Source organism: Arthrobacter sp. D2-10, assembly GCF_054161285.1.
Genome location: NZ_CP096431.1, coordinates 1821873 through 1842391, shown reverse-complemented (window position 1 = coordinate 1842391; position 20519 = coordinate 1821873). Strand labels below are relative to the sequence as shown.

Genomic DNA, 20519 nt, shown 5'->3' with positions numbered 1-20519 from the left:
TCTGCTTCAGTGCCAGCGTGGGCATCGATTCGACGCCGCCCGGCAGGGCTATTTCAATCTCCTGACGGGCAGGGGAACCGGCTTTGAGGCTGACACAACGGCGATGGTTCAGGCGCGCATCGATTTACTGGGCGGAGGTCACTTCGGCCCCCTTGCGGACGCGGTCGGCAGGGCAGCAGCGGAATGCGCGGTCGATAATCCCGTCGTTCTGGACGCCGGGGCCGGCACTGGTTATTACCTTCGGGAACTCGAACGGCAGGTGCCGGTGTCAGCGGTCGTCGCCCTCGACATCTCGAAATTTGCCCTGAGGCGGGCGGCGAAGCTGCTCCCCGATGCGCTGTGCCTGGTCTGGGACGTCTGGCGGCCGCTGCCGGTCGTGGACGAATCGGTTGATCTGCTGATCAACATCTTCGCGCCGCGGAATCCGGACGAGTTCGCGCGGGTGTGCCGCGAAGGCGGCGTGCTGATCGTCGTCACACCCCTGCCGCAGCACCTGCAGGAAATTTCCGACGTTGCAGGCCTCCTGAACATCCGCTCAGGCAAAGGCGACGACGTCGCTGCCGCTCTGACGCCGGACTTCACACTGGCTGCCAGCAGGTCTGTCGAATTTCCGATGACCCTGACGCCGGAGGACGTGCAGAATATTGCGGCAATGGGGCCAGCGGGCTATCACGGTGCCTCCGTTCGGATGGACACGCTGCCGGAAAGGCTCAGGGTCACTGCGGCCTTTACCGTCCAAACTTTTCACAGGCGTCGGAAAGAGGACTCCGAAAAGAGCACTCCCGTGCGCTGACAAGGCAGGATATTCCCCGAAGGCTATATTTCGTGCTTCGGTTTTGGCATGATGGTAGAAGGCAACGGTTTGTACACAGCAGGGCTTGATGAGAGCGCCGATGACCGGGGCCGCAACTGAGGGGAACCGCGATGCTCGATTGGCTTGTACAGAACACTTGGGTCCTGTGGCTTGTGCTTATGCTCGGGCTCGCCGCGGTTGAGACCCTGACCCTCGATCTGTTCTTTCTCATGCTCGCCACGGGTGCTCTTGCCGGCATCGTCGGGGCGCTGGCTGGGGCAACCTTCTTCATCCAGGTTGTCATTTTCTGCGTAGTCTCACTTCTGATGGTGCTGCTCGTCCGTCCTGTGGCGCTGAAGCACCTCAAGCGCGGATCCGCGGAGCAACTGAGCAATATCGACCGGCTCATCGGCGAGCATGCGCTGGCGCTTGAGCCGGTGACTTCTTTGACCGGGACCGTCAAGATCGGCGGCGACACCTGGACCGCACGTACCGCGGACGGGTCATCGCTGCCCGCCGGCAGCCGGGTTACTGTCTCCCGCATCGACGGGGCCACCGCCGTCGTCGTTGGTATACAACAAGCTGAGAGCGGACCCATAACCGCCTCCTGAACCGCGATCAGGCACCATCCACAACACAAGGGGAACCATGTTCACAGATTCAGGCACAATCGGACTCACCATCGTCCTGATTGTTCTGATCGTTTTTGTCCTGGTCGTTCTGGTGAAATCCGTACGGATCATCCCGCAGGCCCGCGCCGGCGTGGTTGAACGCCTCGGAAAGTACCAGCGAACACTGCAGCCGGGACTTACAATCCTGATCCCGTTCGTTGACCGGCTTCTGCCACTCCTCGACCTACGTGAACAGGTTGTGTCGTTCCCTCCGCAGCCAGTAATCACCGAGGACAACCTGGTCGTGTCCATTGACACGGTGGTTTACTTTCAGGTCACCGACGCCCGCGCCGCTACCTACGAAATCGCCAACTACATCCAGGCAGTAGAGCAGCTCACGACCACCACCCTTCGCAACGTGGTCGGCGGGCTGAACCTGGAAGAGGCACTGACTTCACGTGACCAGATCAACGGGCAGCTTCGGGGGGTCCTCGATGATGCAACCGGCCGCTGGGGCATCCGGGTCTCACGGGTTGAACTCAAGGCCATCGATCCGCCCCACTCCATCCAGGACTCGATGGAGAAGCAAATGCGGGCCGAGCGCGACCGCCGCGCTGCCATCCTGACCGCCGAAGGCACGAAGCAGTCCCAGATTCTCACGGCTGAGGGGCAACGCCAGGCTGCGATCCTCGCTGCCGAAGGCGATGCCAAAGCCGCAATTCTCAGGGCCGACGGCGAAGCACAGGCAATCCAGAAGGTCTTCGACGCCATCCACAAGGGCAACCCGTCCCAGAAGCTTCTCGCGTATCAGTACCTTCAGACGCTGCCGAAACTCGCAGAGGGTAACTCCAACAAGTTGTGGATCATCCCCAGTGAAGTAGGGGAAGCGCTAAAGGGCATCGGCAATGTGCTCGGCGGCCAGGACCGTGAGGATACTGAGAGTGACTCCCCCTTCACAGTGCAGGACGGGACCCGTTCCTGAAGCAGCGGCGTAACCGGAGCGTGTCCCTGTCCAGAGGCCGAATTGGGGATTCCGTGCCTCCCTTCGGTATAGTGGGGTGTTTGCCGGATGTGGGCACCGAATGGGAACAGACGGCCGCTCCACGGCGTTATACCTGAGGTAACACGGCCTGAGCGCTGTGGCGTCGTGCACTTTGAGTGTGCGGCAGAGGCCCTGGGAATCCAGGATGCCGAACGTAGTTAGGGAGAAAAAATGAGCGACCGTAGCCTGCGGGGCATGCGCCTTGGCGCCCAGAGTATGGAGACCGAATCCGGTGTCGAGCCCGCGCCTCGCCAACGCGTTGAATACCGTTGCGAGGACGGAGAGCGCGTTTTCGTAACCTTCGCCGCCGAAGCAGAGATTCCTCCGGTATGGGTTTCCAAGACCGGCAAGGAGGCGCTACTCGTTGATGGGGAGCGTCCGGACACCTCCGGAGACAAGCCCGTCCGCACACACTGGGACATGCTTCTTGAGCGCCGTTCCATGGAAGAACTGGAGCAGATCCTCGAGGATCGGCTGAACATCCTTCGTGAGCGCCGCGGAGAGCGCCGCTCCGCTTGATATCGCAGGAAGCCCGGGTACTTCGTGGAAGTACCCGGGCTTTTTCTGTTCATCACGCTGCCGAACTAGGGTGCGCGTCCCTTTGTCAGCACGGAAGGCATGTCTATGTGCGTGCTGGGCGCCCAGTCAGTGCCGCCCACCGCGCGGCTATCCCCCATCGTGTGACGTTGGCGATGGCTTCGAAGACGATGTTTCCGCTCATCTTGGAATCGCCATATTCGCGTTCGACGAAGGTGATCGGCACTTCAACGATGCGCAGTCCTTGCAGCGCCACCCTGAACGTCATATCGACTTGAAAACCGTATCCGACGGAATCAACGGTGGACAGGTCAATGCTCTCAAGGGTCTCACGGCGGAAGGCACGGTAGCCGGCGGTAATGTCGCGCACCGACAGACCAAGCATTGTGCGCGAGTACAAGCTACCGGCGCGTGAGAGCAGCCTGCGATGGAACGGCCAGTTGACAACTGAGCCGCCCGGAACCCATCGGGAGCCAATTACAAGATGAGCACCGGGGACTGCATCGAGCAACGAGGGAAGCTGCTCCGGCTGATGCGATCCGTCGGCATCCATCTCGACGAGAACGTCGTATTCACGGTCAAGCGCCCACCGGAAACCGGCGATGTACGCGGCACCGAGACCCTCCTTGCCCTGCCGATGCAGGACATGAACGGCTGAATCGTTCGCTGCTATCGCGTCCGCCAGCTCCCCTGTGCCGTCAGGACTGTCGTCGTCCACCACGAGAACGTCGGAGTGCGGTACGGCTGCCCGGAGCCGGTCAAGAGTCAGGGGAAGTGATTGGCGCTCGTTGTAGGTGGGAATGATCGTAACAACGCGCACTCAAGAACCTTTCGATGGGGCAGGTGCGCAGGCGCGCAGCAGCTCGGTGAACCGGGACGGGCTTCCCAGTATAGGCAGATGCCAACTGCACGCCTCATCCGCCGGCTTCCCGCGCGGCTCCAGGGCCGCGAAGCTTGAAGGCACTGCCCAGGATGGGAAGGGCCAGCGACTTGGATGGGAAGGGCCAACGATGGGCTCGCGGGTAGGCTTGCACGCCTTCGGGCCAGCAGTGATCAATTGATCGGCGCTGTTTTCTACTGACGTGCAAACCTACCCGTTTGTGAGTACCAAGCCTTCCACCGCGCGAAAGAGCCTAACATTCACGTCTTTCCCCTTTGGCGTCGCAGTATGCGGTGGCTCGGTCAGGTCTATCCGGAATGCCGGAGTACGACCCGTAGATCTAACAGCTTACGGGCTGTGGAGGAGGTGTCAACAGCGTCCTGACGTGCGGTTTTAGGTATTCGTGCAGGTCAGCGGAGCGCCCGGTGGGCCGCCGGGGTTGATCAGATCGGGACCGAGGTTACCGATGGGTAAGGCTGTCGTCAGCGAAGAGCTGGACCCCCTTGTGCATGGTCTGCAGGCATCGTGGCTCGTTCGCGGAATCGAGAGCGGGAAGCAACGGGGTTCCGGCGCGCGGATCCGTGCTCCAGGACTGGACCCGACTGTCCGGCGTCTGGACCATCAACTCATCGACCTCCCACACCGCATAGGACGCGGGCGCTCCTGGAACGAGCTGACCGAGGAGCGGATTCTCCGCGCCTACTGCACGCCAGCCTGCTCGCGTATGCGCAAGAAATGCCGCCCGGGCCGAAATCCGCTCCTCGGGGCTGGCATGCGCGATGCACGCACGGACGGACTGCCAGGGAGACATGCGGGTGACGGGAGAGTCAGAACCAAGGCACACCGGCACCCCCTGGCTCAGTAGGCTGCCCACCCTGTTCATCGGCGTGTACCTGTCCGGGCCCAGGCGCTGTTCGTACAGCCCGCCAGGTGCACCCCACAGCGCGTCGAATCCCGGCTGGGCGCTCACAATTGTTCCGAAATGGGCCAGTTTCTGAATAGCATTATCATCGGCCATTTCGACGTGCTCCAGCCGGTGCCGCGAAGCCCGGACCTTTCCGACCCCGTGGATGACTGCGGTCTTCTCCAGTCCGGCGATCACAGTGTCCAGTCCTTCGTCGCCGATAACGTGGAAGCCCGCCTGCAATCCTGCCGAGGTTGCTGCTGAGAGGTGGGCGGAGACGTCGTCCTCGTGCATGAAAGTGCTTCCGCAGCTGTGCGGCGCATCAGCGTACGGAACCCTCATGCGGGCAGTGTGCGAGCCGATGGAGCCGTCGACGTTGAGGTCGCCGCCGAGGCCCAGGATGCGACCGTCGAAGCCCTGGAGGATGCCGAGCAGCTCCTCCTCGGAGGTGGCCCTTTGCCCCCAGTAGGCGAGAACTTCCGGGTATGCACCGTCGCGTTCGAGCAACGCCAGGACGTCCTCGCGCGGGGCGATATGCGGAGCAGCCATCTCGACGACTGCAACGATCCCGTGCGCGGCCGCGTGATCGAGTGCCGCGCGCTGAAGCTTGTCCCTTTCACCGATGCTCAGATTCCGCACCGCAGACCGGACTGCGAAGTGGGCGTCCCGTACAACGAAACCGTCGTCCCACCCATCGTGGTCCTGCAGGGAGAGCCGCCCGGCCAAAGACGCGGAGACGACAGCGGAGTGCACATCAGCGCGGACGAGGTAGACATCCCGGCCGCCGGACGCATTCTCGAGCTCTGCCGCCGTGGGCGGCCGGCGCTCAGACCACCGCGACTCGTCCCACCCGTTGCCTAGAATCGTTCCGGTAGTATCAGCGGCTGCGCCGGCTACCAGCTCCAATAGTTCGGCAAGACTATTCACCGCGGTAAGGTCGAGCGAGGTCAGCGCCAATCCCGTCTCGGTGGTGTGCACATGGGAGTCGACAAAGCCGGGGGCAATGAGCGCGCCCTGTAGGTCTATCACGTCCATGCTGCTGTCAGCCAGCGCGGCCGCCGCGTGCTCGGATCCGACCCACGCCACCGTGTCGCCCGTAACCAGCATGGCGGTGGCGAAGGGATCGGCGGCGCTGTAGACGGAGCCGTTGCGGTACAGGACGGGCTTGGGATCTTGTGCTGGCACAGGTACGACTTTCGGGTTGGGAGTGTTCATTCCGTCACGGCAGAGTATGCGACTACGCCGCGCCGGATGAGGTCGATCGAGTTGATGCAGAGGCGGCGGAAGCCGGGAGGCAGGTCGGGCACCTTTGCGAGCTGGTCGATGAGATCGATAATCTGCTTCGCCCAGCGCACGAAATCGCCGGCCGCGAGATCGGTTCCCTGCAACGCGCTCTGCAGCCCTTTTCCGCGAGCCCATTTATAGATCGGCCACATCAGGCCGAAGTCCGGTTCACTCGTAACAGTGAGGCGGTATTGCTCCTCAAGGTCGGTCAAGCGGGACCATTGCCGGATCACGACATCAACGGACGTCTCCAGCGAGACGGACGGCATGCGTGGACGCAGACCGCGCTCCTCCCGCTTGGCCTGGTACACGAGCGCCGACGCAAGGGCGGCAAGCTCGGCGGCATCAAGGTCATTGAAGGCACCGTTCTCGAGGGACAGTGCGATCAGGAGATCCTTTTCACCGTAGATCCGACGAAGCTTCTGGCCGGCTGGAGTAATCGCGAGGCCCTGCTCTTCGTGTTCCTGCAGATAGCCGTAGCTGAGCAGAACCTCGGATACCCGGTCGAACGTCTTCGCGATGGTGTTTGTGCGGCCCTGGATCTGCTGGGCTATCCGGTCCGTCTCCCGCCGCAGCTTCCACCACCGTTCAGCCCAGCGGGCATGGTTTTCGCGGTCGCTGCAACCATGACAGGGGTGGGCGCGGAGTCGACGGCGCAGGTCGGCAATGGCCTTCTCCTGCCGCTCGCTTCCGACGGTCTGAAATTCGACCGGTGTCCTTGAGGTGGGGGGACGCCGATCGTTGAGCGAGTTCCGAAGGGACGCGGCGAGATCGCGGCGGTCCTTCGGCTTGCGGGCATCGAACTGCTTGGGTACCCGCACACGCGACAGGACCTCGACCGGACCATCGAGATCCTGCACCGACAGCCGCCGGACGTGCTTCTCGAGGGTCAGAACGGTCGGACGCGGATCTCGCGCCGTGTCCCCCGCGAGAACGACCGCGTAGCCGGCTACCCGCCCCGCGGGAATATCGACGACATCGCCGGGCCGAAGCGCTTCCAATGACGCCGCGGCCGCGCTGCGCCGGTTCCTGGCGCCGGCCTTCGAGGCCGCAGCCTCGAGGTCGGACAGCTCTCGCCGGATCGCCGAGTACTCCGGGAAATCGCCCAGGTGGCAAGTCATCGCGTCTGCATACCCCTTGAGGGATTCTTCACGCGTGCGCACCTGACGCGCGAGCCCCACGACGGAGCGATCTGCCTGGAATTGGGCGAACGAGGTTTCCAGAATCTCGCGGGTCCGGTGCTGCCCGAACTGCGAGATGAGGTTGATGCTCATGTTGTAGGTGGGACGGAAGCTGGAATTGAGCGGGTACGTACGGCGGGAAGCCAGACCGGCGACCGCGCCCGGGTCCGTGCCGGGCTGCCACAGAACGACGGCGTGACCCTCCACATCGATTCCGCGTCGCCCTGCCCGTCCGGTGAGCTGTGTGTACTCCCCCGCCGTGATGTTCACGTGGGCTTCCCCGTTGAACTTGTCGAGCTTCTCGAGGACCACCGACCGGGCGGGCATATTGACGCCGAGCGCCAGCGTCTCTGTTGCGAAGACTGCCTTGACGAGGCCCTCCTCGAAGAGTTTCTCCACCACTTCCTTGAAGGTGGGAAGCATTCCGGCGTGGTGCGCCGCGAACCCCCGGATGAGACCCTCCCGCCAGGACCAGAAGCCGAGAACTTCAAGGTCTTCCTCGGGAATATCGAGGGTTGCTTCCTCGATACGGTCACTGATGATGCCGCGCTCGTATTCCGTCGTCAGCCATAATCCGGCGTCCAGACACTGGGTGACTGCACCCTCACAGCCGTTGCGAGAGAAGATGAAGGTGATCGCCGGCAGGAGGCCTTCCCGATCCAATGCGGCGATTACCTGCGGGCGGCTCGCTCTCCGCACGGCAGTCTGCGGTTGCTGGTACCGGCTTTGGCCATTGCGTCCTCGCTTGGGGCCGGAGCCCCAACGAGCCCTCTGGTTAAGCCGCGTTTCGGTGGTCGCGAGATCAAGCAGTTCCGGGTTGACAGCGAACTTCTCTTCGGCGCCGCTTGACGAACCTTCAGCTGCTGCTTCATCGAAGGCCACTTCACCGGCGAACAGGTCAAGCAGTTGCTGGCCAACCATCACGTGCTGCCAGAGCGGAACGGGCCGGTGCTCTGAGACCACAACATCGGTGTCCCCCCGCACGGTATGGAGCCACGCGCCGAACTCCTCGGCGTTGGAGACCGTCGCGCTCAGGGAAACCACCTTGACCTCGGTGGGCAGATGAATAATCACTTCTTCCCATACGGCACCCCTGAACCGGTCAGCCAGATAGTGCACCTCGTCCATGACGACGTAGCCCAGACCCGCGAGTGTGTCGGAGTCCGCGTACAGCATGTTGCGGAGAACTTCCGTGGTCATGACGACGACGGGGGCTTCGGGATTGATGCTGGTATCTCCGGTCAACAGACCGACCTGGTCAGCGCCGTGGACAGCGGCCAGCTCAGCGTACTTCTGATTGCTGAGTGCCTTGATGGGTGTGGTGTAGAAGGCCTTCAGATGATCGCTGAGCGCCATGAAGATGGCGAATTCACCGACGACGGTCTTCCCTGCACCGGTGGGCGCCGCGACCAGCACTCCCCTGCCGGCCTCAAGGGATGTGCAGGCTTCCCGCTGGAACTCGTCGAGGTCGAAACCGAGGGTTTGCTCGAACTGGTGGAGTCGGGTTCTGGCGTATCGATTGCGTGCCTGCGCTGCCTGATACCGCTCGGCTGGGGAGGTCATGGATCAAGCCTAGACTCTCGGAAGGTCAGGCTACTGCAACCGCGCAGGGCTTAGAGGTCGTCGATGCTCGATGCCCTGTCGGCATTCGCCTCTATGTCAGCCTCGCGGGCTGCGTTTCGCTTGTCGCGGCGCTTGTCATTCATGAGGCAGAGTGCGATTGCCACAAAGAAAAGCAACAGCAGCGGCACGGCCAGATAGAACATGCTCATGGCATCGCCGCCCGGCGCAGCCATTGCTGCGAAGAGGCAGATGAGGAAGACAGTGATGCGCCAGGACTTCAGAACCTGCTTGCCCTTGATGATGCCGACGAGATTGAGTCCGAAGAGCACCACCGGGAGGAGGAAGGCTATGCCGAACGCGAGCATGAGCCGCAGAAGGAAGGTTATGTACACCGGAACGGTGATGAGGTTTGCAAAGCCTTCAGGGGTGAAATCGGTCAACACCCGTACTGCGCTTGGAAGTATCAACCAAGCCAGCCCCAGACCGGCAATGAACAGCGGAACGGCGACGGCGATGAAACCGAGGGCTATGCGGCGCTCTTTCACCTTCAGTCCGGGCGTGATGAAAGCCCATAACTGATACAGCCAGACGGGACTGGCAATGACGAGGCCGAGAAACACCGAGATCTGGATCATCAGATCGAATGGCGACCCAACGCCGTCGAAATTCAGCGCCGCATTGCGGCCCTCGATCTCGTTGATGTCACGAACCGGCTTGGACATTGCCTCAAGCACCGGGTTGTAGATGAAGAACCCGACGACGGTGCCCACCACCACGGCAATCGCGGACTTGAACAGCCTATTGCGCGCCTCGATGAGGTGTTCCTTGAGCGCCATGCGCCCTTCAGGATTGGCTTTGCGCCCTTTCACCCGCGCCATAGCGCTCAGTTGGAGGACGGAGTGTTACCCGGGCCCGAGGAACGGGTGGTCCCATGGTGAGGATCGCGGGAGTGCGGGGTGTCGTCGTGGCGCGGCTGGTTCACCACGCGTCCCTCGACCGGAGATCTGTCTGGATCGTCCGACCCGTTCTCTTCCTTCATCTGCCGGACTTCCGACTTGAAGATCCTCAGCGACTGTCCGACGCTGCGAGCCAGACCCGGCAGTTTGGGGGCACCAAACAGGAGGATCGCGATGACGATGATGATAAGTATGTGCCAACCCTGAATCTGCATGGCGATTGTCCTCTCGGTGATTCTGGTTCAAGTCTAGGTCATAGGTGCGGTAAATCACGCAGGCGCTGGGGCTGGCCTCGAAGGGACCGCCGTCGTACTCTGCGCTCAAGCCGCTGCCACTGCCGGAGCCGTGCTGCACGGGAGTTTTCAGCACGCACAGCGGCGGGAGTTTCGAAGATGGCGAGGGGTACAGGGCGGGAGCCGGATTCCAAGTGCGTAACGGAGTCAGGCGAAAGCAGCTCGGACGCCCGCCCCAGCTCGTCCATCACACCGGTGAAGCCGCGGAAGATCCGCCATGCGAGGAAACCCAGAAAGATCAGTGCCAGCGCGGCAAGGGCCAGCCACAAGAGAATCCACGTCCACCATTCCATGTTCCAAGTCTAGTTGGAGCCGTGCTGCCCGTAGACGTTCAGGGCAGCATCCACGAAGCTGAGCGCATCCTTCCGAGCATCCCCGGGCATCACCACCGTGCATTCACCCCCGAGGCTGGCTACCAGGCTGGGAAGCCGTCCGGTTGTATTGAGGCGGATCTCCGCGGCAAGCCTGCCGTCATTGGTCTCGGCGGTCCGTACAGCGGAATATGACTGGGCAATCCACCGGGCACCGGCGCCAAGTACTAGAACCACCGTTTGATCAGCAGCGGACGGGTCAAAGATGACAGGGGGTGACTCGGCCTCGGCTGTGGCGGGCAGGTCGGTCACATCGACCTGCTGCATGCGGTCCAACCGGAAGTTTCGCCGTCCGCTGGCACGGTGGCACCAGGCGTCCAGATACCAGATGTCGTCATGCAGGAAGGCCCTGAGGGGCTCCACATTCCTTTCGGTCACCTCGTCGCGGGCAGGCACGACGTACCGCAGGTGAAGTTGTTTGCGTTGCTCGATTCCGGCACGCACCGTCGCGAGGACGGGAGCTACTTCATCCTCTGTAACTCGGGCGGCGATGGACTCATTCATTCGTGCGGCGTCTCCTGCCCCGCTGCGCAGCTTCTCGCTCGCGGACCGGACCGCGGAGTCATCGGGAAGCCCCGGCAGGTTGATGAGTGTGTCGAGGCCCACCAGGAGGGCGCACACCTCGTCCAGTCCGAAACGGATAGGGTCACCGAGCGACTGTGGATCTGTGATGTGAATCCGGTCGTCGTCGAGGTGGATGTCGATCAGGCCGTCCGGATAGAAACGTGGACCGCTCACAAAGAGCAGTTCGACGTCCCGGATGAGCTGGGACGGTGAGACACCGAAGGCACGGGCAGCCTCGGCCACTTCCACTCCCGGATGATTGAGGAGATATGGAACGAGGTCGAGCAGTCGTAGTAGCCGGTCCTCCGTTGAGACGGCATGGCTCACCGCGGACCGGGGCGGTGCGTCTTCACTGAAGGAGAACGTCGGCGGCGCTTCCCTGAGCGCCCGGGCAGCACTCTCCAGCCGGCGCAGGACTTCGGCCACGAGTGGCTGCGGGGACAGAGCCTGCGCGTTCTGTCCGAACGACGCAATCTCCCCAGCTGCCGTTGCTTGATCTGTATAGGTGTATTCGAGTGTGTCCCACCCGTCACCCCGCTCAGTTGTCGTAGCGCCCGGACGAGCCCGGAGAATATGACAGGTTCCCGTCCTGACTGCGACCGTGGCGTGCAGGCCTGTCTGTCCTTCGGCGAGGGTGGCGAGGGAAGCGGACATGGAGAATTCCCGAGGTACCGTGTAGCTCCCAGGCTGCACGGCGGGCGGCGTCGTCATGCGCGTTAGGCGGAACCAGCGCTCTGCCTGACGATCAACGTCGAATCCGACGAGGTACCAGTGCCCGAACCTACTTCCCATGCCCCATGGCTGTACTGTGCGTTCCCGCTCCTCGCCTGTGCTTGCCGCACGATATCCAAACCGGATCACCCGACGTCCGCTCGTAGCCTGCCAGAGCTCATCCCAGAACGGTTCATTCGTGCGGATCCGTGCATCGATAGGGGAAACGGGCACAGGCTCCGCATCCACTCCCCTGCCCTGCAGCTTCCGTAGCGCGCGGGAGGCGGCTGATCCGAGTGAGGCTTCTTCCCACATTCCTGCAGCAATAGTCAGTGCTGCTGATTCTGCAGCCGTAAAGCTCATGCCCGGGAGACGGTAGTCCTCGGCATCTATCCGGTAACGGGTTGACGTGTTGTCATTTTCGAACAACGAGTCTTCAGTAAACGACTCAAGCGGGATGCCCTGTTCACGGAGCGTCGCCTTGTCCCGGTCGAACAGCTTCTCACGCGCTGCCGGCGTGGAAGCCTGTTCGTACTGCTCAATCTCGCGAAACAACTCCTCCTTCGTCCAGCCCCGCCGGGTAGACAGGAGCAGCATCACCAGGGTGAGCAGACGCTCTGTTCGTTTCGCTGACACGGTGGCAAGAATACCCTTCTCGACGGGACCCAACGACGACGAAGGGCGGGCAAGCATCCCGAATGAGAGTTGCTGCCCGCTCCTGGCCTTTGATGGTGTTAGCGAACGCCCATCAGGTCCACGACGAAGATGAGGGATTCGCCCGGCGCGATCGCCGAGCCGGCACCGCGGTCACCGTAGGCAAGGTGCGGCGGAATCTCGAGGCGGCGCCGACCGCCGACCTTCATACCGGGAATTCCCTGGTCCCAACCCTGGATGACCTGCCCGACGCCGATGCGGAAATCCAGCGGCGTACCGCGGTTCCAGGAGGAGTCAAACTCCTCCCCGGTTGAGAAGGCTACCCCGACGTAGTGGGCGGAGACAGTGTCCCCGGCCTGGGCCTCCCGGCCGGTGCCCTCAATGAGGTCCCTGATGACAAGGTCCTCGGGCAGGTCGTCTCCGGGGAAGTCAACCTCAGGTTTGGTGCGGTCGTATTCGCGCTGTCCGAACGACATGGCGGCTCCTTTACTACTGTGCGGCTACTTTTTCAACGATCTCTACATAGAAGGCCAGCGGTCCGGCCGGTCCCTGCTGGGGCTGGTCACCGTAAGCCATCTCGGACGGAATCACCAACAGAACCTTCGAACCGGCCTTCAACCCCGACAGTCCCTGGGTCCAGCCGGGGATGACACCGCTGAGAGGGAACTCCGAGGGCTCGCCGCGTTCGAAACTCGAATCGAACTGCTCACCCTGCCATGACCACCCGGTGTAATTGGCGGCGATGGTGTCAGCTTCCGTGATCTCTTCGCCGGTACCCTCTTCGATGACCTTGACCACGAGGTCAGCCGGAGCCTCATTCTCCGGGAACTCGATCGATGGCACGCCTTCGCCGTCGAGTGTCACAGTGGGAAGCTGACCAGCTTCCTCGAGCTCGGCGACTTCCTCGGAAGAGAGCTTCTTCGGCGGGTTCTCTGCACTGATCACCTGCAGAACGAGAAGAACTTTCTGCGACTGGGGCTGTTCCTCAACCGCTGGGATGGCGAAGGCAATCTGGGAACCCACCGTGGATCCAAGCATTACTTCATAGAGGGACGGGTACACCTCTTGGAGCTCTTCATCGAGCGGCAACGTTTGCGGGGCGCCTGCCTCGTACGAATCCTGAATTCGGCTGCCGTCCTCAGGATTCAGGGAGAGGACGTGAACTTTCACGTTCTGGCCGACCTCGACGACGGCGCCGTCACCTTCGGTCACGGTACGGGCCCCCTGCTCTGTGATGTCGAGCGGAGCGTCGAACTCAACCTCTGGAGCGGCGTCGGGCCCGGCATCTGTGACCTCGATGGATTCGAGTGTCTCGGCAGCGCCTGCCGTCTTGCCGGCGTCTTCAAAGTCCGCCGGGGTACTTGCGCCGCCGCAGCCGGTCAGGAACAGCATCGCGGGCAGCAGGAATGCTAATACTTTTCTCACAGTATTTCTTTCAAGTGGGATGGAGAACGCGGTTCCGCGGTCCCGCCGGTCGTCCTCTCGGCACCGGACTTACCTACCCTAACGGGTTGGGCAGGAAACTTTCTCCCGTGCCGGTTGACGCAGGGATGCTTACAAATGCTCGAGAAGCGCTGTCACGCGCTCGTCCTCGGACGCGAATGGATCCTTGCAGAGGATCGTCTGCTGTGCCCGATCGTTGAGCTTCAGGTGCACCCAGTCGACGGTGAAATCCCGGTTTGCTTCCTTCGCGCGGCGAACAAACTCGCCCCGCAAACGGGCACGGGTGGACTGAGGTGGAACGTCAACTGCGGCCTTGATCTCGACGTCATCGACCACGCGCTCCGTCTCTCCACGGGCCTGCAGCATGAAGAACAGACCGCGTGTCCGGGAGATGTCGTGGTACGTAAGGTCCAGTTGGGCTACCCTCGCAGAATCCAGGTCCAAATTATTGCGTTCCATGTAGCGGTCAATCAGCTTCTTCTTAATTGCCCAGTCAATCTCCCGATCGATCAGGGCGTGGTTGTCCGTCTCCACTGCGCGCAAGGCTCGCTCCCAGAGTTCAAGTACGCGTGGAAGGTGGGGCGTGTGCGCGCCTTCAGCCTGCACGAACGCCCGGGCGCGGCTGAGGTACTCATGCTGGATATCGAGGGCAGATACTCGTCGTCCGTTAGCCAGTTTCAGCGGCTGGCGGCCGGTGAGGTCGTGCGAGATTTCCCGGATGCTCCGGATGGGATTCTCGAGACGGAAGTCCCGCATGATGACGCCGGCCTCGATCATGCGGAGAATGAGGTCAACTGACGCTACCTTCAGCAAAGTCGTTGTCTCGGACATGTTCGAGTCCCCGGCGATGACGTGGAGCCGCCGGTAGAACTCCGCATCAGCGTGCGGTTCATCGCGGGTGTTGATGATGGGCCGGGACCGGGTTGTAGCTGACGAAACCCCTTCCCAAATGTGGTCTGCCCGCTGGGAAAAGGCGTAAAGGGAACCGGACTGGGTCTTCAGCACCTTCCCCGCCCCGACCAGCAACTGCCGGGTGACGAGGAACGGAATCAGAATGTCGGACAGGCGGGAGAATTCCAGCTTGCGCGGGATGAGGTAGTTCTCATGGGAGCCGTAGGAGTTACCTGCGGAATCCGTGTTGTTCTTGAAGAGATAGACCCGGCCGTCATATCCCTCCTGACCAAGCTTGCGCTGGGCTTCGGCGATCAGGTCCTCGAGGATGAGTTCGCCCGCACGATCATGCGCTATCAGCTGCGCAACGTCGTCGCACTCGGCCGTGGCGTACTCCGGATGAGAACCGACATCCAGGTAGAGACGGGAACCATTGGTGAGGAAGACATTCGATGACCTCCCCCAGCTCACCACCTTTCGAAAAAGGTAACGGGCAACTTCCTCGGGCGAGAGAGGCCGAGAATTGGGACCGGAGTAGGCGATCCCGAATTCCGTCTCGATCCCATAGATCCGGCGGTCCATTACAGGGACACTCGTTCATTGCTCAGCATGTCGTCCACATCCTGTGCCGGTATGCGACGGAAGGCCCGGACGGTACCGCGAGCGGTGAGCGGGTCTCGGTCCAGCACCGCGACCTCGAGAGTCCTCGAACTCAGCTGTGCCCGCGGCTCCGCGGAGGTTCCGCCGTCGTGCCGGAGGGAGTCAACAGCAGCACGGATAGTTTCGGCGAAGTCCTGCTCGGCGCTCCAGCGGCCCTTCAGCGCATCAACCACCGCATCCGCCTGGCCGCCCATCACGATGAATCCTGACTCATCGGCGATGGAGCCGTCGAAGGTCAACCGATAGATGTGATCCTGGCCGATGGTGTGTCCGACCTCAGCGACCGCAAGTTCCACCTCAAACGGTTTACTCTCAGCAGTGAAGACCGCTCCGAGGCTCTGCGCATAGACACTGGCCAGTCCACGAGCCGTGACGTCTTCGCGGTCGTAGGAGTAACCCCTGACGTCCGCATACCGCACCCCGGCCTGTCGGAGGCTCTCGAACTCGTTGTACTTCCCCACGGCGGCGAAGGCGATGCGGTCGTAGATTTCGCCCAACTTGTGCAACGAAGGCGAGGGATTCTCGGCAACCAATGCAATGCCATCCCTGCAGGTCAGAACGATGACGGAGCGTCCGCGTGCAATACCCTTTCGCGCAAAATCGGCGCGGTCCTTCATCAGTTGTTCGGGCGAAACATAGAACTGTTGGGTCATGGCTAGGCCTCCCGCCCTGATACCGACCGCGACGCGATAATCTCCTCCGCCGCCTCTGCGAGGCTCCGCTCGGGGATGCGCCGGGCACCCGCACTGTTCACGGTGTAGACCACCGGCCAGAGCTGGCGCACGACGTCGGGGCCCCCCGTCGCCGAATCGTCGTCGGCCGCGTCATACAGCGACTCCACCGCCACTTTCACGGCAGCATCCTCTCCAAGGTTCGGCTTCCAGAGCTTCTTGAGCGCGCCGCGCGCGAAAACCGAACCGGAACCGACCGAATGATGTTCCTGCTCCTCGTAACGTCCGCCGGTGACGTCATAGGAGAAAAGCCGACCGACCCGGCGAGTGGTGTCGAACCCCGCGAAGAGAGGAACAACCGCCAGGCCCTGAAGGGCAAGCGGAAGGTTCGCCCGGATCATGGCAGCGAGCCGGTTGGCTTTCCCATCAAGGCTCATCCGCATGCCCTCGATTTTCTCGTAGTGTTCCAGCTCAACCTGGAACAGACGCGTAATGTCCAAAGCAATGCCGGCGCTGCCCGCAATCCCAAGCACCGAGAACGTGTCCGCGGGGAAAACCTTCTCTATATGGCGGCTGGCGATGATGTTTCCCATTGTCGCCCGCCTGTCACCGGCCATGAGCACACCACCGGCATAGGTCAGTGAAACGATTGTGGTGGCATGGGGAGCCAGGTCCACGCCAGCTCCGGCATGATTCGCTGCATTGCGGGCAGAGGGTAGTGCGGCGGGATTTTGTGCGGCGATGTAGTCGGAGAAAGAGGTGGATGCGGCCCGGCCTATGGCTGAGGCCGCGTCTTCCGGCAGCATGCGTTACTGTCCGCCCTTCTGCACGAATCCACGGACGAATTCCTCCGCATTCGACTCAAGCACACCGTCGATTTCATCGAGCAGATCATCGACACCTTCGGTCTGGCTGTTGTCCTGCGACTGGTCCGCTGCCGGTGCCGGTGCTCGGTCGGGCGTGACCTCGTCCTGCTCCTCGGGGCGCGATCCGGTGTTCCGCTGGTCCTGTGTTGCCATGATGAGAGCCCTTCTCTTCGACCGTTTATCGGCTACTTCTATGGTGCCATGCTGGGTTCAGGACCGCCCTGAAGGCGGGATACAAATTCCTCAGCCGTCCGCGAACCGGCGAACAGCGATTCGGTCAGTTCCGCTGTTCCGCGGAGGGGTTCCCTGGTCTGGATGCGCTGCAGCCTGCGCTGCGAAGGCAGTTCGAAGATGATGGAGTCCCAACTCGCACCGACGACCTCATTAGGGAAGGAGGAGATACACCGTCCACGGAAGTAGGCACGCGTATCCCGCGGAGGATCGGAGACGGCCGCGACGACGTCGTCGTTGCTCACCAACTTCTCCATCGCGCCTCTGGCGGCCAGCCTGTAATAGATGCCCTTGTCCGGTCGAAGGTCCGCGTACTGCAAGTCGATAAGGGCCAGTCGCGGATCATTCCACTGGAGGGAATCCCGGTCCCGGTACGCCTGCAGCACTTTGAGTTTCGCGATCCAGTCGACCTGGCGCGCAGCCTCCATCGGCTCCCTGCGGAGCGTGGCGATCAGGGACTCCCAACGGCTGAGAACGTCCATGGTTTGCTTATCCCCGCCGCCCTGCGCACGCACCGCACCTGCGCCCGCTTCGAGGTACATCTCCTGAATGTCCACGGCCGTCACCCTACGGCCGTCGGCCAGCGTGACAAGATGCCGCAACGAGGGATCGTGGCTGACTGCCTGGAGCTCGCGGACGGGATCGGCGATCTCCGGGACGGGCACGAGGTCATTCTCTATCAGACCAAGGATCAGCGAGGTGGTACCCAGCTTCAGATAGTTGGACACCTCGCTCAGGTTCGCATCCCCGATGATTACGTGCAGGCGGCGATACTTCTCGGCTACCGCGTGGGGCTCGTCCCGGGTGTTGATGATCGGCCGCCGCACTGTTGTCTCGAGGCCGACTTCATTCTCAAAGAAGTCAGCCCGTTGGCTCAGCTGGAAGCCGGGCTGCTGGTTTACAGCGCCGATACCGATCCGACCCGCGCCGCAGATCACTTGCCGCGTGACGAAAAACGGGATCAGGGCGGCCGCGATCCTGCCGAATGGAACGTGTCGCGGCACGAGGTAGTTCTCGTGTGACCCGTAGGAGACGCTCTTGCTGTCGGTGTTGTTTTTGTACAGGATCACCGGCGAGAAGCCGGGCGTTGCCGCAATGCGTGCCATTGCCCGCTGGACAACTACGTCCCCTGCGCGGTCCCATCGCACGGCGTCCAGCGGGCTCGTCACTTCGGGGCTCGAGTATTCCGGGTGCGCATGGTCAACGTAGAGCCTTGCCCCGTTCCCAAGGACAAGATTCATCAGCACCGCCGCGTCCTCGGACGGTTCGCCGGATCCCTGATCAACAAGCGCTATCTGCTCCGCCGTCAGGACCGGCGGCTCATCCGTGAGCTGTGACGGGTCCGCGGCCGCGCGTCCCATCTGCCAACCCCGGGCATCGGACAGTGGGGCCTCGTCCGTGTAGTCCCAGCGGGTCCCGGCGAGGTTGCCCAGTCCTTCCCGCAGGGTCGCCGCATAGGCATTGACCACCTGCGTCGACAGGACGGTCGCGTTTGCGTCGGAGATACCCGGGGCAATGATTCCGTATTCGGTTTCCGTGCCCATGACCCGGTGAACAGTCAGTGGCGGCACATCGGTTGTTGGTGCAGGTTCGGGACGCTTTCCTGTCACAGATACTGCCCTGTGTTGGCTGCTGTCTCAATGGTCTTCCCGGGCTCCTGGCCGGCCTTGCCCTGCACGATCGTGCGGATGTAGGTGATCCGTTCGCCCTTCTTGCCGGAAATCCGAGCCCAATCGTCCGGATTGGTGGTGTTGGGCATGTCCTCGTGCTCACGAAACTCGTCGACAACTGCCTGAAGGAGGTGTTCGATACGCAGGCCCTTCTGGCCGTTCAGCAGGAGGTCTTTGATTGCACTCTTCTTGGCACGGTCCACAACGTTCTGGATCACTGCGCCGGAATTGAAGTCCTTGAAGTAGAGCATCTCAGTATCGCCATTGGCATACGTGACCTCAAGGTACTCATTGGACTTCTCGGTCGAGTACATCTTCTCCACCGTCAGCCGGATCATCGCCTGGATAGTCGCTGGGACGCTTCCGCCGTATTCAGCGAGGTCGTCCCGGTGGAGTGGCAGATCATCGGTGATGTATTTGGCGAAAATCTCCGCTGCGCCTTCCGCGTCGGGGCGGTGGATCTTGATTTTCACGTCAAGGCGCCCCGGACGGAGAATGGCTGGATCGATCATGTCCTCACGGTTGGACGCACCGATCACGATGACGTTCTCGAGCTTTTCGACGCCGTCGATTTCACTGAGCAGCTGGGGCACGATGGTGGTCTCGACATCGGAGGAGACTCCGGTGCCGCGCGTCCGGAAAAGCGAGTCCATCTCGTCAAAGAAGACGACGACGGGCGATCCATCCGAGGCCTTTTCCCGGGCACGCGCAAAGATCAGCCGGATGTGCCGTTCCGTCTCACCGACATACTTGTCGAGCAGCTCTGGACCCTTGATGTTGAGGAAGTAACTCCGGGTTTCCTCTGAACCCGTGCGTTCAATGGCCCTGGCCGCCAGCGAGTTCGCTACAGCTTTGGCAATCAGGGTCTTACCGCACCCGGGTGGACCATAGAGAAGGATCCCCTTCGGCGCCTTCAGCCCGTGCTCGCGGTAGAGGTCGGGATGAAGGAACGGTAGCTCGACAGCATCGCGGATCTGCTCGATTTGCGGTCCGAGCCCTCCAATGTCCTCATAAGCGATGTCCGGCACTTCCTCGAGGACGAGGTTTTCGACTTCACTGCGCGCAATCTTCTCCAACGCGTAGCCGGTCCTGTTATCAACGGACAACGCGTCGCCGACGCGGATTTTCTGTTGCTGAAGCGGACCGCTCAGACGGACCACGCGCTCTTCATCGGCGCGGCCGATCACGAGGACCCTGTCCTTGCCGAGCAGCTCCTTGATTGTCACCAGTTCGCCGGCGCGTTCGAAGGCAAGTGCTGCGACGATCGTCAGGGATTCGTTGAGCAGCACCTCCTGCCCCGGCATGACCTGCTCCACGTTGACCAGTGGACTGATGGCGACCCTGAGTTTTCGTCCGGACTGGAAGATGTCTGCGCTGTCCTGCAGAGCCGCTTGTGCTCCGTTGCCGCCGACAGTCGAGCTGCGGGGGTTCACCTCGATGACCGTTGCGAAACTGAACGGCGCGGCGCCTTCCTTCTCGAGCGCTGTCTTCAGGCGAACGATCTCAGTGCGTGCGGTTTCGAGGGCCGAGACGAGCTTCGAGTTGTTCTGTGTGGCGGCTGCCAACTGCCGGTCGATGTGCCTGAGCTTGTCGCGCAGGACATTGATCTGGCGCTGGGCCATAGCAAGCTGCCCATCAGTGGGCGTGCGGGGCGATTCCGGGGCTGACTTGGGTGTTCCGGAGTCGTTGTGTGATGTATCCAACGCGATCGCCACCTTCACCGTTGTCTGTTGCGTTCCCTTT

19 protein-coding genes are annotated in these 20519 nt (G+C 62.1%); 4 read left to right on the top strand and 15 right to left on the bottom strand.

Annotated elements, in window-relative coordinates; genetic code table 11:
* Window positions 1–103: 103 nt before the first annotated feature.
* The 4 genes from M1D74_RS08570 to M1D74_RS08555 all read left to right on the top strand — a co-directional run bounded on the left by M1D74_RS08570 (window position 104) and on the right by M1D74_RS08555 (window position 2965).
* Window positions 104–793 carry a methyltransferase domain-containing protein gene (locus M1D74_RS08570; protein ID WP_458115086.1) on the top strand — a complete coding sequence of 230 codons (690 nt, stop codon included), beginning with the start codon at window positions 104–106 and terminating at the stop codon, window positions 791–793.
* Between the two features lie 131 nt (window positions 794–924).
* A complete protein-coding gene (locus M1D74_RS08565) occupies window positions 925–1404 on the top strand; it encodes an NfeD family protein (protein WP_309072762.1) in 480 nt (159 codons plus the stop codon).
* A gap of 37 nt (window positions 1405–1441) precedes the next feature.
* Window positions 1442–2386, top strand: coding sequence for an SPFH domain-containing protein (locus M1D74_RS08560; protein WP_309072761.1), 945 nt, complete (start codon window positions 1442–1444; stop codon window positions 2384–2386).
* 231 nt (window positions 2387–2617) lie between these two features.
* Entirely contained in the window at window positions 2618–2965 is a 348-nt protein-coding gene (locus M1D74_RS08555; protein WP_056549551.1) for an RNA polymerase-binding protein RbpA, read from the top strand.
* A gap of 103 nt (window positions 2966–3068) precedes the next feature.
* Here M1D74_RS08555 and M1D74_RS08550 read toward each other — a convergent pair whose 3' ends face one another.
* From M1D74_RS08550 to arc, 15 genes are all read right to left on the bottom strand, one after another.
* Window positions 3069–3803, bottom strand: coding sequence for a polyprenol monophosphomannose synthase (locus M1D74_RS08550; RefSeq protein ID WP_458115085.1), 735 nt, complete (start codon window positions 3801–3803; stop codon window positions 3069–3071).
* Window positions 3804–4323: 520 nt separating this feature from the next.
* The gene (locus M1D74_RS08545) at window positions 4324–5982 is read right to left on the bottom strand and encodes an amidohydrolase (protein ID WP_458115084.1); all 1659 of its coding nucleotides are present in this window, start codon (window positions 5980–5982) and stop codon (window positions 4324–4326) included.
* Window positions 5979–8795 (bottom strand): DEAD/DEAH box helicase, encoded by a 2817-nt coding sequence (locus M1D74_RS08540; protein WP_458115083.1) that lies wholly within the window; start codon window positions 8793–8795, stop codon window positions 5979–5981. The genes M1D74_RS08545 and M1D74_RS08540 overlap by 4 nt, the downstream gene beginning before the upstream one ends.
* Window positions 8796–8845: 50 nt before the next feature.
* Complete coding sequence (tatC, locus tag M1D74_RS08535; RefSeq protein ID WP_309070428.1) at window positions 8846–9673, bottom strand: twin-arginine translocase subunit TatC; 828 nt, start codon at window positions 9671–9673, stop codon at window positions 8846–8848.
* Window positions 9674–9678: 5 nt separating this feature from the next.
* Window positions 9679–9966 (bottom strand): Sec-independent protein translocase subunit TatA, encoded by a 288-nt coding sequence (tatA, locus tag M1D74_RS08530; RefSeq protein ID WP_458115082.1) that lies wholly within the window; start codon window positions 9964–9966, stop codon window positions 9679–9681.
* 38 nt (window positions 9967–10004) lie between these two features.
* Window positions 10005–10337, bottom strand: coding sequence for a hypothetical protein (locus M1D74_RS08525; RefSeq protein ID WP_458115081.1), 333 nt, complete (start codon window positions 10335–10337; stop codon window positions 10005–10007).
* A 9-nt stretch (window positions 10338–10346) separates the two neighbouring features.
* A complete protein-coding gene (locus M1D74_RS08520) occupies window positions 10347–12383 on the bottom strand; it encodes a helix-turn-helix transcriptional regulator (RefSeq protein WP_458115080.1) in 2037 nt (678 codons plus the stop codon).
* 41 nt (window positions 12384–12424) lie between these two features.
* Complete coding sequence (locus M1D74_RS08515) at window positions 12425–12820, bottom strand: FKBP-type peptidyl-prolyl cis-trans isomerase (protein WP_309070424.1); 396 nt, start codon at window positions 12818–12820, stop codon at window positions 12425–12427.
* Window positions 12821–12833: 13 nt separating this feature from the next.
* Entirely contained in the window at window positions 12834–13769 is a 936-nt protein-coding gene (locus M1D74_RS08510; RefSeq protein ID WP_458115079.1) for an FKBP-type peptidyl-prolyl cis-trans isomerase, read from the bottom strand.
* A gap of 129 nt (window positions 13770–13898) precedes the next feature.
* Window positions 13899–15260 (bottom strand): Pup--protein ligase, encoded by a 1362-nt coding sequence (gene pafA, locus M1D74_RS08505; protein ID WP_309070422.1) that lies wholly within the window; start codon window positions 15258–15260, stop codon window positions 13899–13901.
* Entirely contained in the window at window positions 15260–15991 is a 732-nt protein-coding gene (gene prcA / locus M1D74_RS08500; protein WP_309070421.1) for a proteasome subunit alpha, read from the bottom strand. Before prcA ends, pafA begins: the two co-directional genes overlap by 1 nt.
* A 2-nt stretch (window positions 15992–15993) precedes the next feature.
* On the bottom strand, window positions 15994–16815 hold the full coding sequence (gene prcB / locus M1D74_RS08495; RefSeq protein WP_309070420.1) for a proteasome subunit beta: 822 nt from the start codon (window positions 16813–16815) through the stop codon (window positions 15994–15996).
* Between the two features lie 3 nt (window positions 16816–16818).
* A complete protein-coding gene (locus M1D74_RS08490) occupies window positions 16819–17028 on the bottom strand; it encodes a ubiquitin-like protein Pup (RefSeq protein ID WP_309070419.1) in 210 nt (69 codons plus the stop codon).
* 38 nt (window positions 17029–17066) lie between these two features.
* The gene (gene dop / locus M1D74_RS08485; protein ID WP_309070432.1) at window positions 17067–18650 is read right to left on the bottom strand and encodes a depupylase/deamidase Dop; all 1584 of its coding nucleotides are present in this window, start codon (window positions 18648–18650) and stop codon (window positions 17067–17069) included.
* 62 nt (window positions 18651–18712) lie between these two features.
* Window positions 18713–20479: a proteasome ATPase gene (gene arc / locus M1D74_RS08480; protein WP_309070418.1), complete on the bottom strand. Its 1767-nt coding sequence runs from the start codon at window positions 20477–20479 to the stop codon at window positions 18713–18715.
* Between the last annotated feature and the right edge of the window lie 40 nt (window positions 20480–20519).

Excerpts from the sequence above, each read along its gene's own strand:
- M1D74_RS08570 (WP_458115086.1), top strand. The coding sequence starts at position 104 with ATGGTTCAGGCGCGCATCGATTTACTGGGCGGAGGTCACTTCGGCCCC.
- M1D74_RS08565 (WP_309072762.1), top strand. The coding sequence starts at position 925 with ATGCTCGATTGGCTTGTACAGAACACTTGGGTCCTGTGGCTTGTGCTT.
- M1D74_RS08560 (WP_309072761.1), top strand. The coding sequence starts at position 1,442 with ATGTTCACAGATTCAGGCACAATCGGACTCACCATCGTCCTGATTGTT.
- M1D74_RS08555 (WP_056549551.1), top strand. The coding sequence starts at position 2,618 with ATGAGCGACCGTAGCCTGCGGGGCATGCGCCTTGGCGCCCAGAGTATG.
- M1D74_RS08545 (WP_458115084.1), bottom strand. The coding sequence starts at position 5,982 with ATGAACACTCCCAACCCGAAAGTCGTACCTGTGCCAGCACAAGATCCC.
- M1D74_RS08540 (WP_458115083.1), bottom strand. The coding sequence starts at position 8,795 with ATGACCTCCCCAGCCGAGCGGTATCAGGCAGCGCAGGCACGCAATCGA.
- tatC (WP_309070428.1), bottom strand. The coding sequence starts at position 9,673 with ATGGCGCGGGTGAAAGGGCGCAAAGCCAATCCTGAAGGGCGCATGGCG.
- tatA (WP_458115082.1), bottom strand. The coding sequence starts at position 9,966 with ATGCAGATTCAGGGTTGGCACATACTTATCATCATCGTCATCGCGATC.
- M1D74_RS08525 (WP_458115081.1), bottom strand. The coding sequence starts at position 10,337 with ATGGAATGGTGGACGTGGATTCTCTTGTGGCTGGCCCTTGCCGCGCTG.
- M1D74_RS08520 (WP_458115080.1), bottom strand. The coding sequence starts at position 12,383 with ATGCTTGCCCGCCCTTCGTCGTCGTTGGGTCCCGTCGAGAAGGGTATT.
- M1D74_RS08515 (WP_309070424.1), bottom strand. The coding sequence starts at position 12,820 with ATGTCGTTCGGACAGCGCGAATACGACCGCACCAAACCTGAGGTTGAC.
- pafA (WP_309070422.1), bottom strand. The coding sequence starts at position 15,260 with ATGGACCGCCGGATCTATGGGATCGAGACGGAATTCGGGATCGCCTAC.
- prcA (WP_309070421.1), bottom strand. The coding sequence starts at position 15,991 with ATGACCCAACAGTTCTATGTTTCGCCCGAACAACTGATGAAGGACCGC.
- prcB (WP_309070420.1), bottom strand. The coding sequence starts at position 16,815 with ATGCTGCCGGAAGACGCGGCCTCAGCCATAGGCCGGGCCGCATCCACC.
- M1D74_RS08490 (WP_309070419.1), bottom strand. The coding sequence starts at position 17,028 with ATGGCAACACAGGACCAGCGGAACACCGGATCGCGCCCCGAGGAGCAG.
- dop (WP_309070432.1), bottom strand. The coding sequence starts at position 18,650 with ATGGGCACGGAAACCGAATACGGAATCATTGCCCCGGGTATCTCCGAC.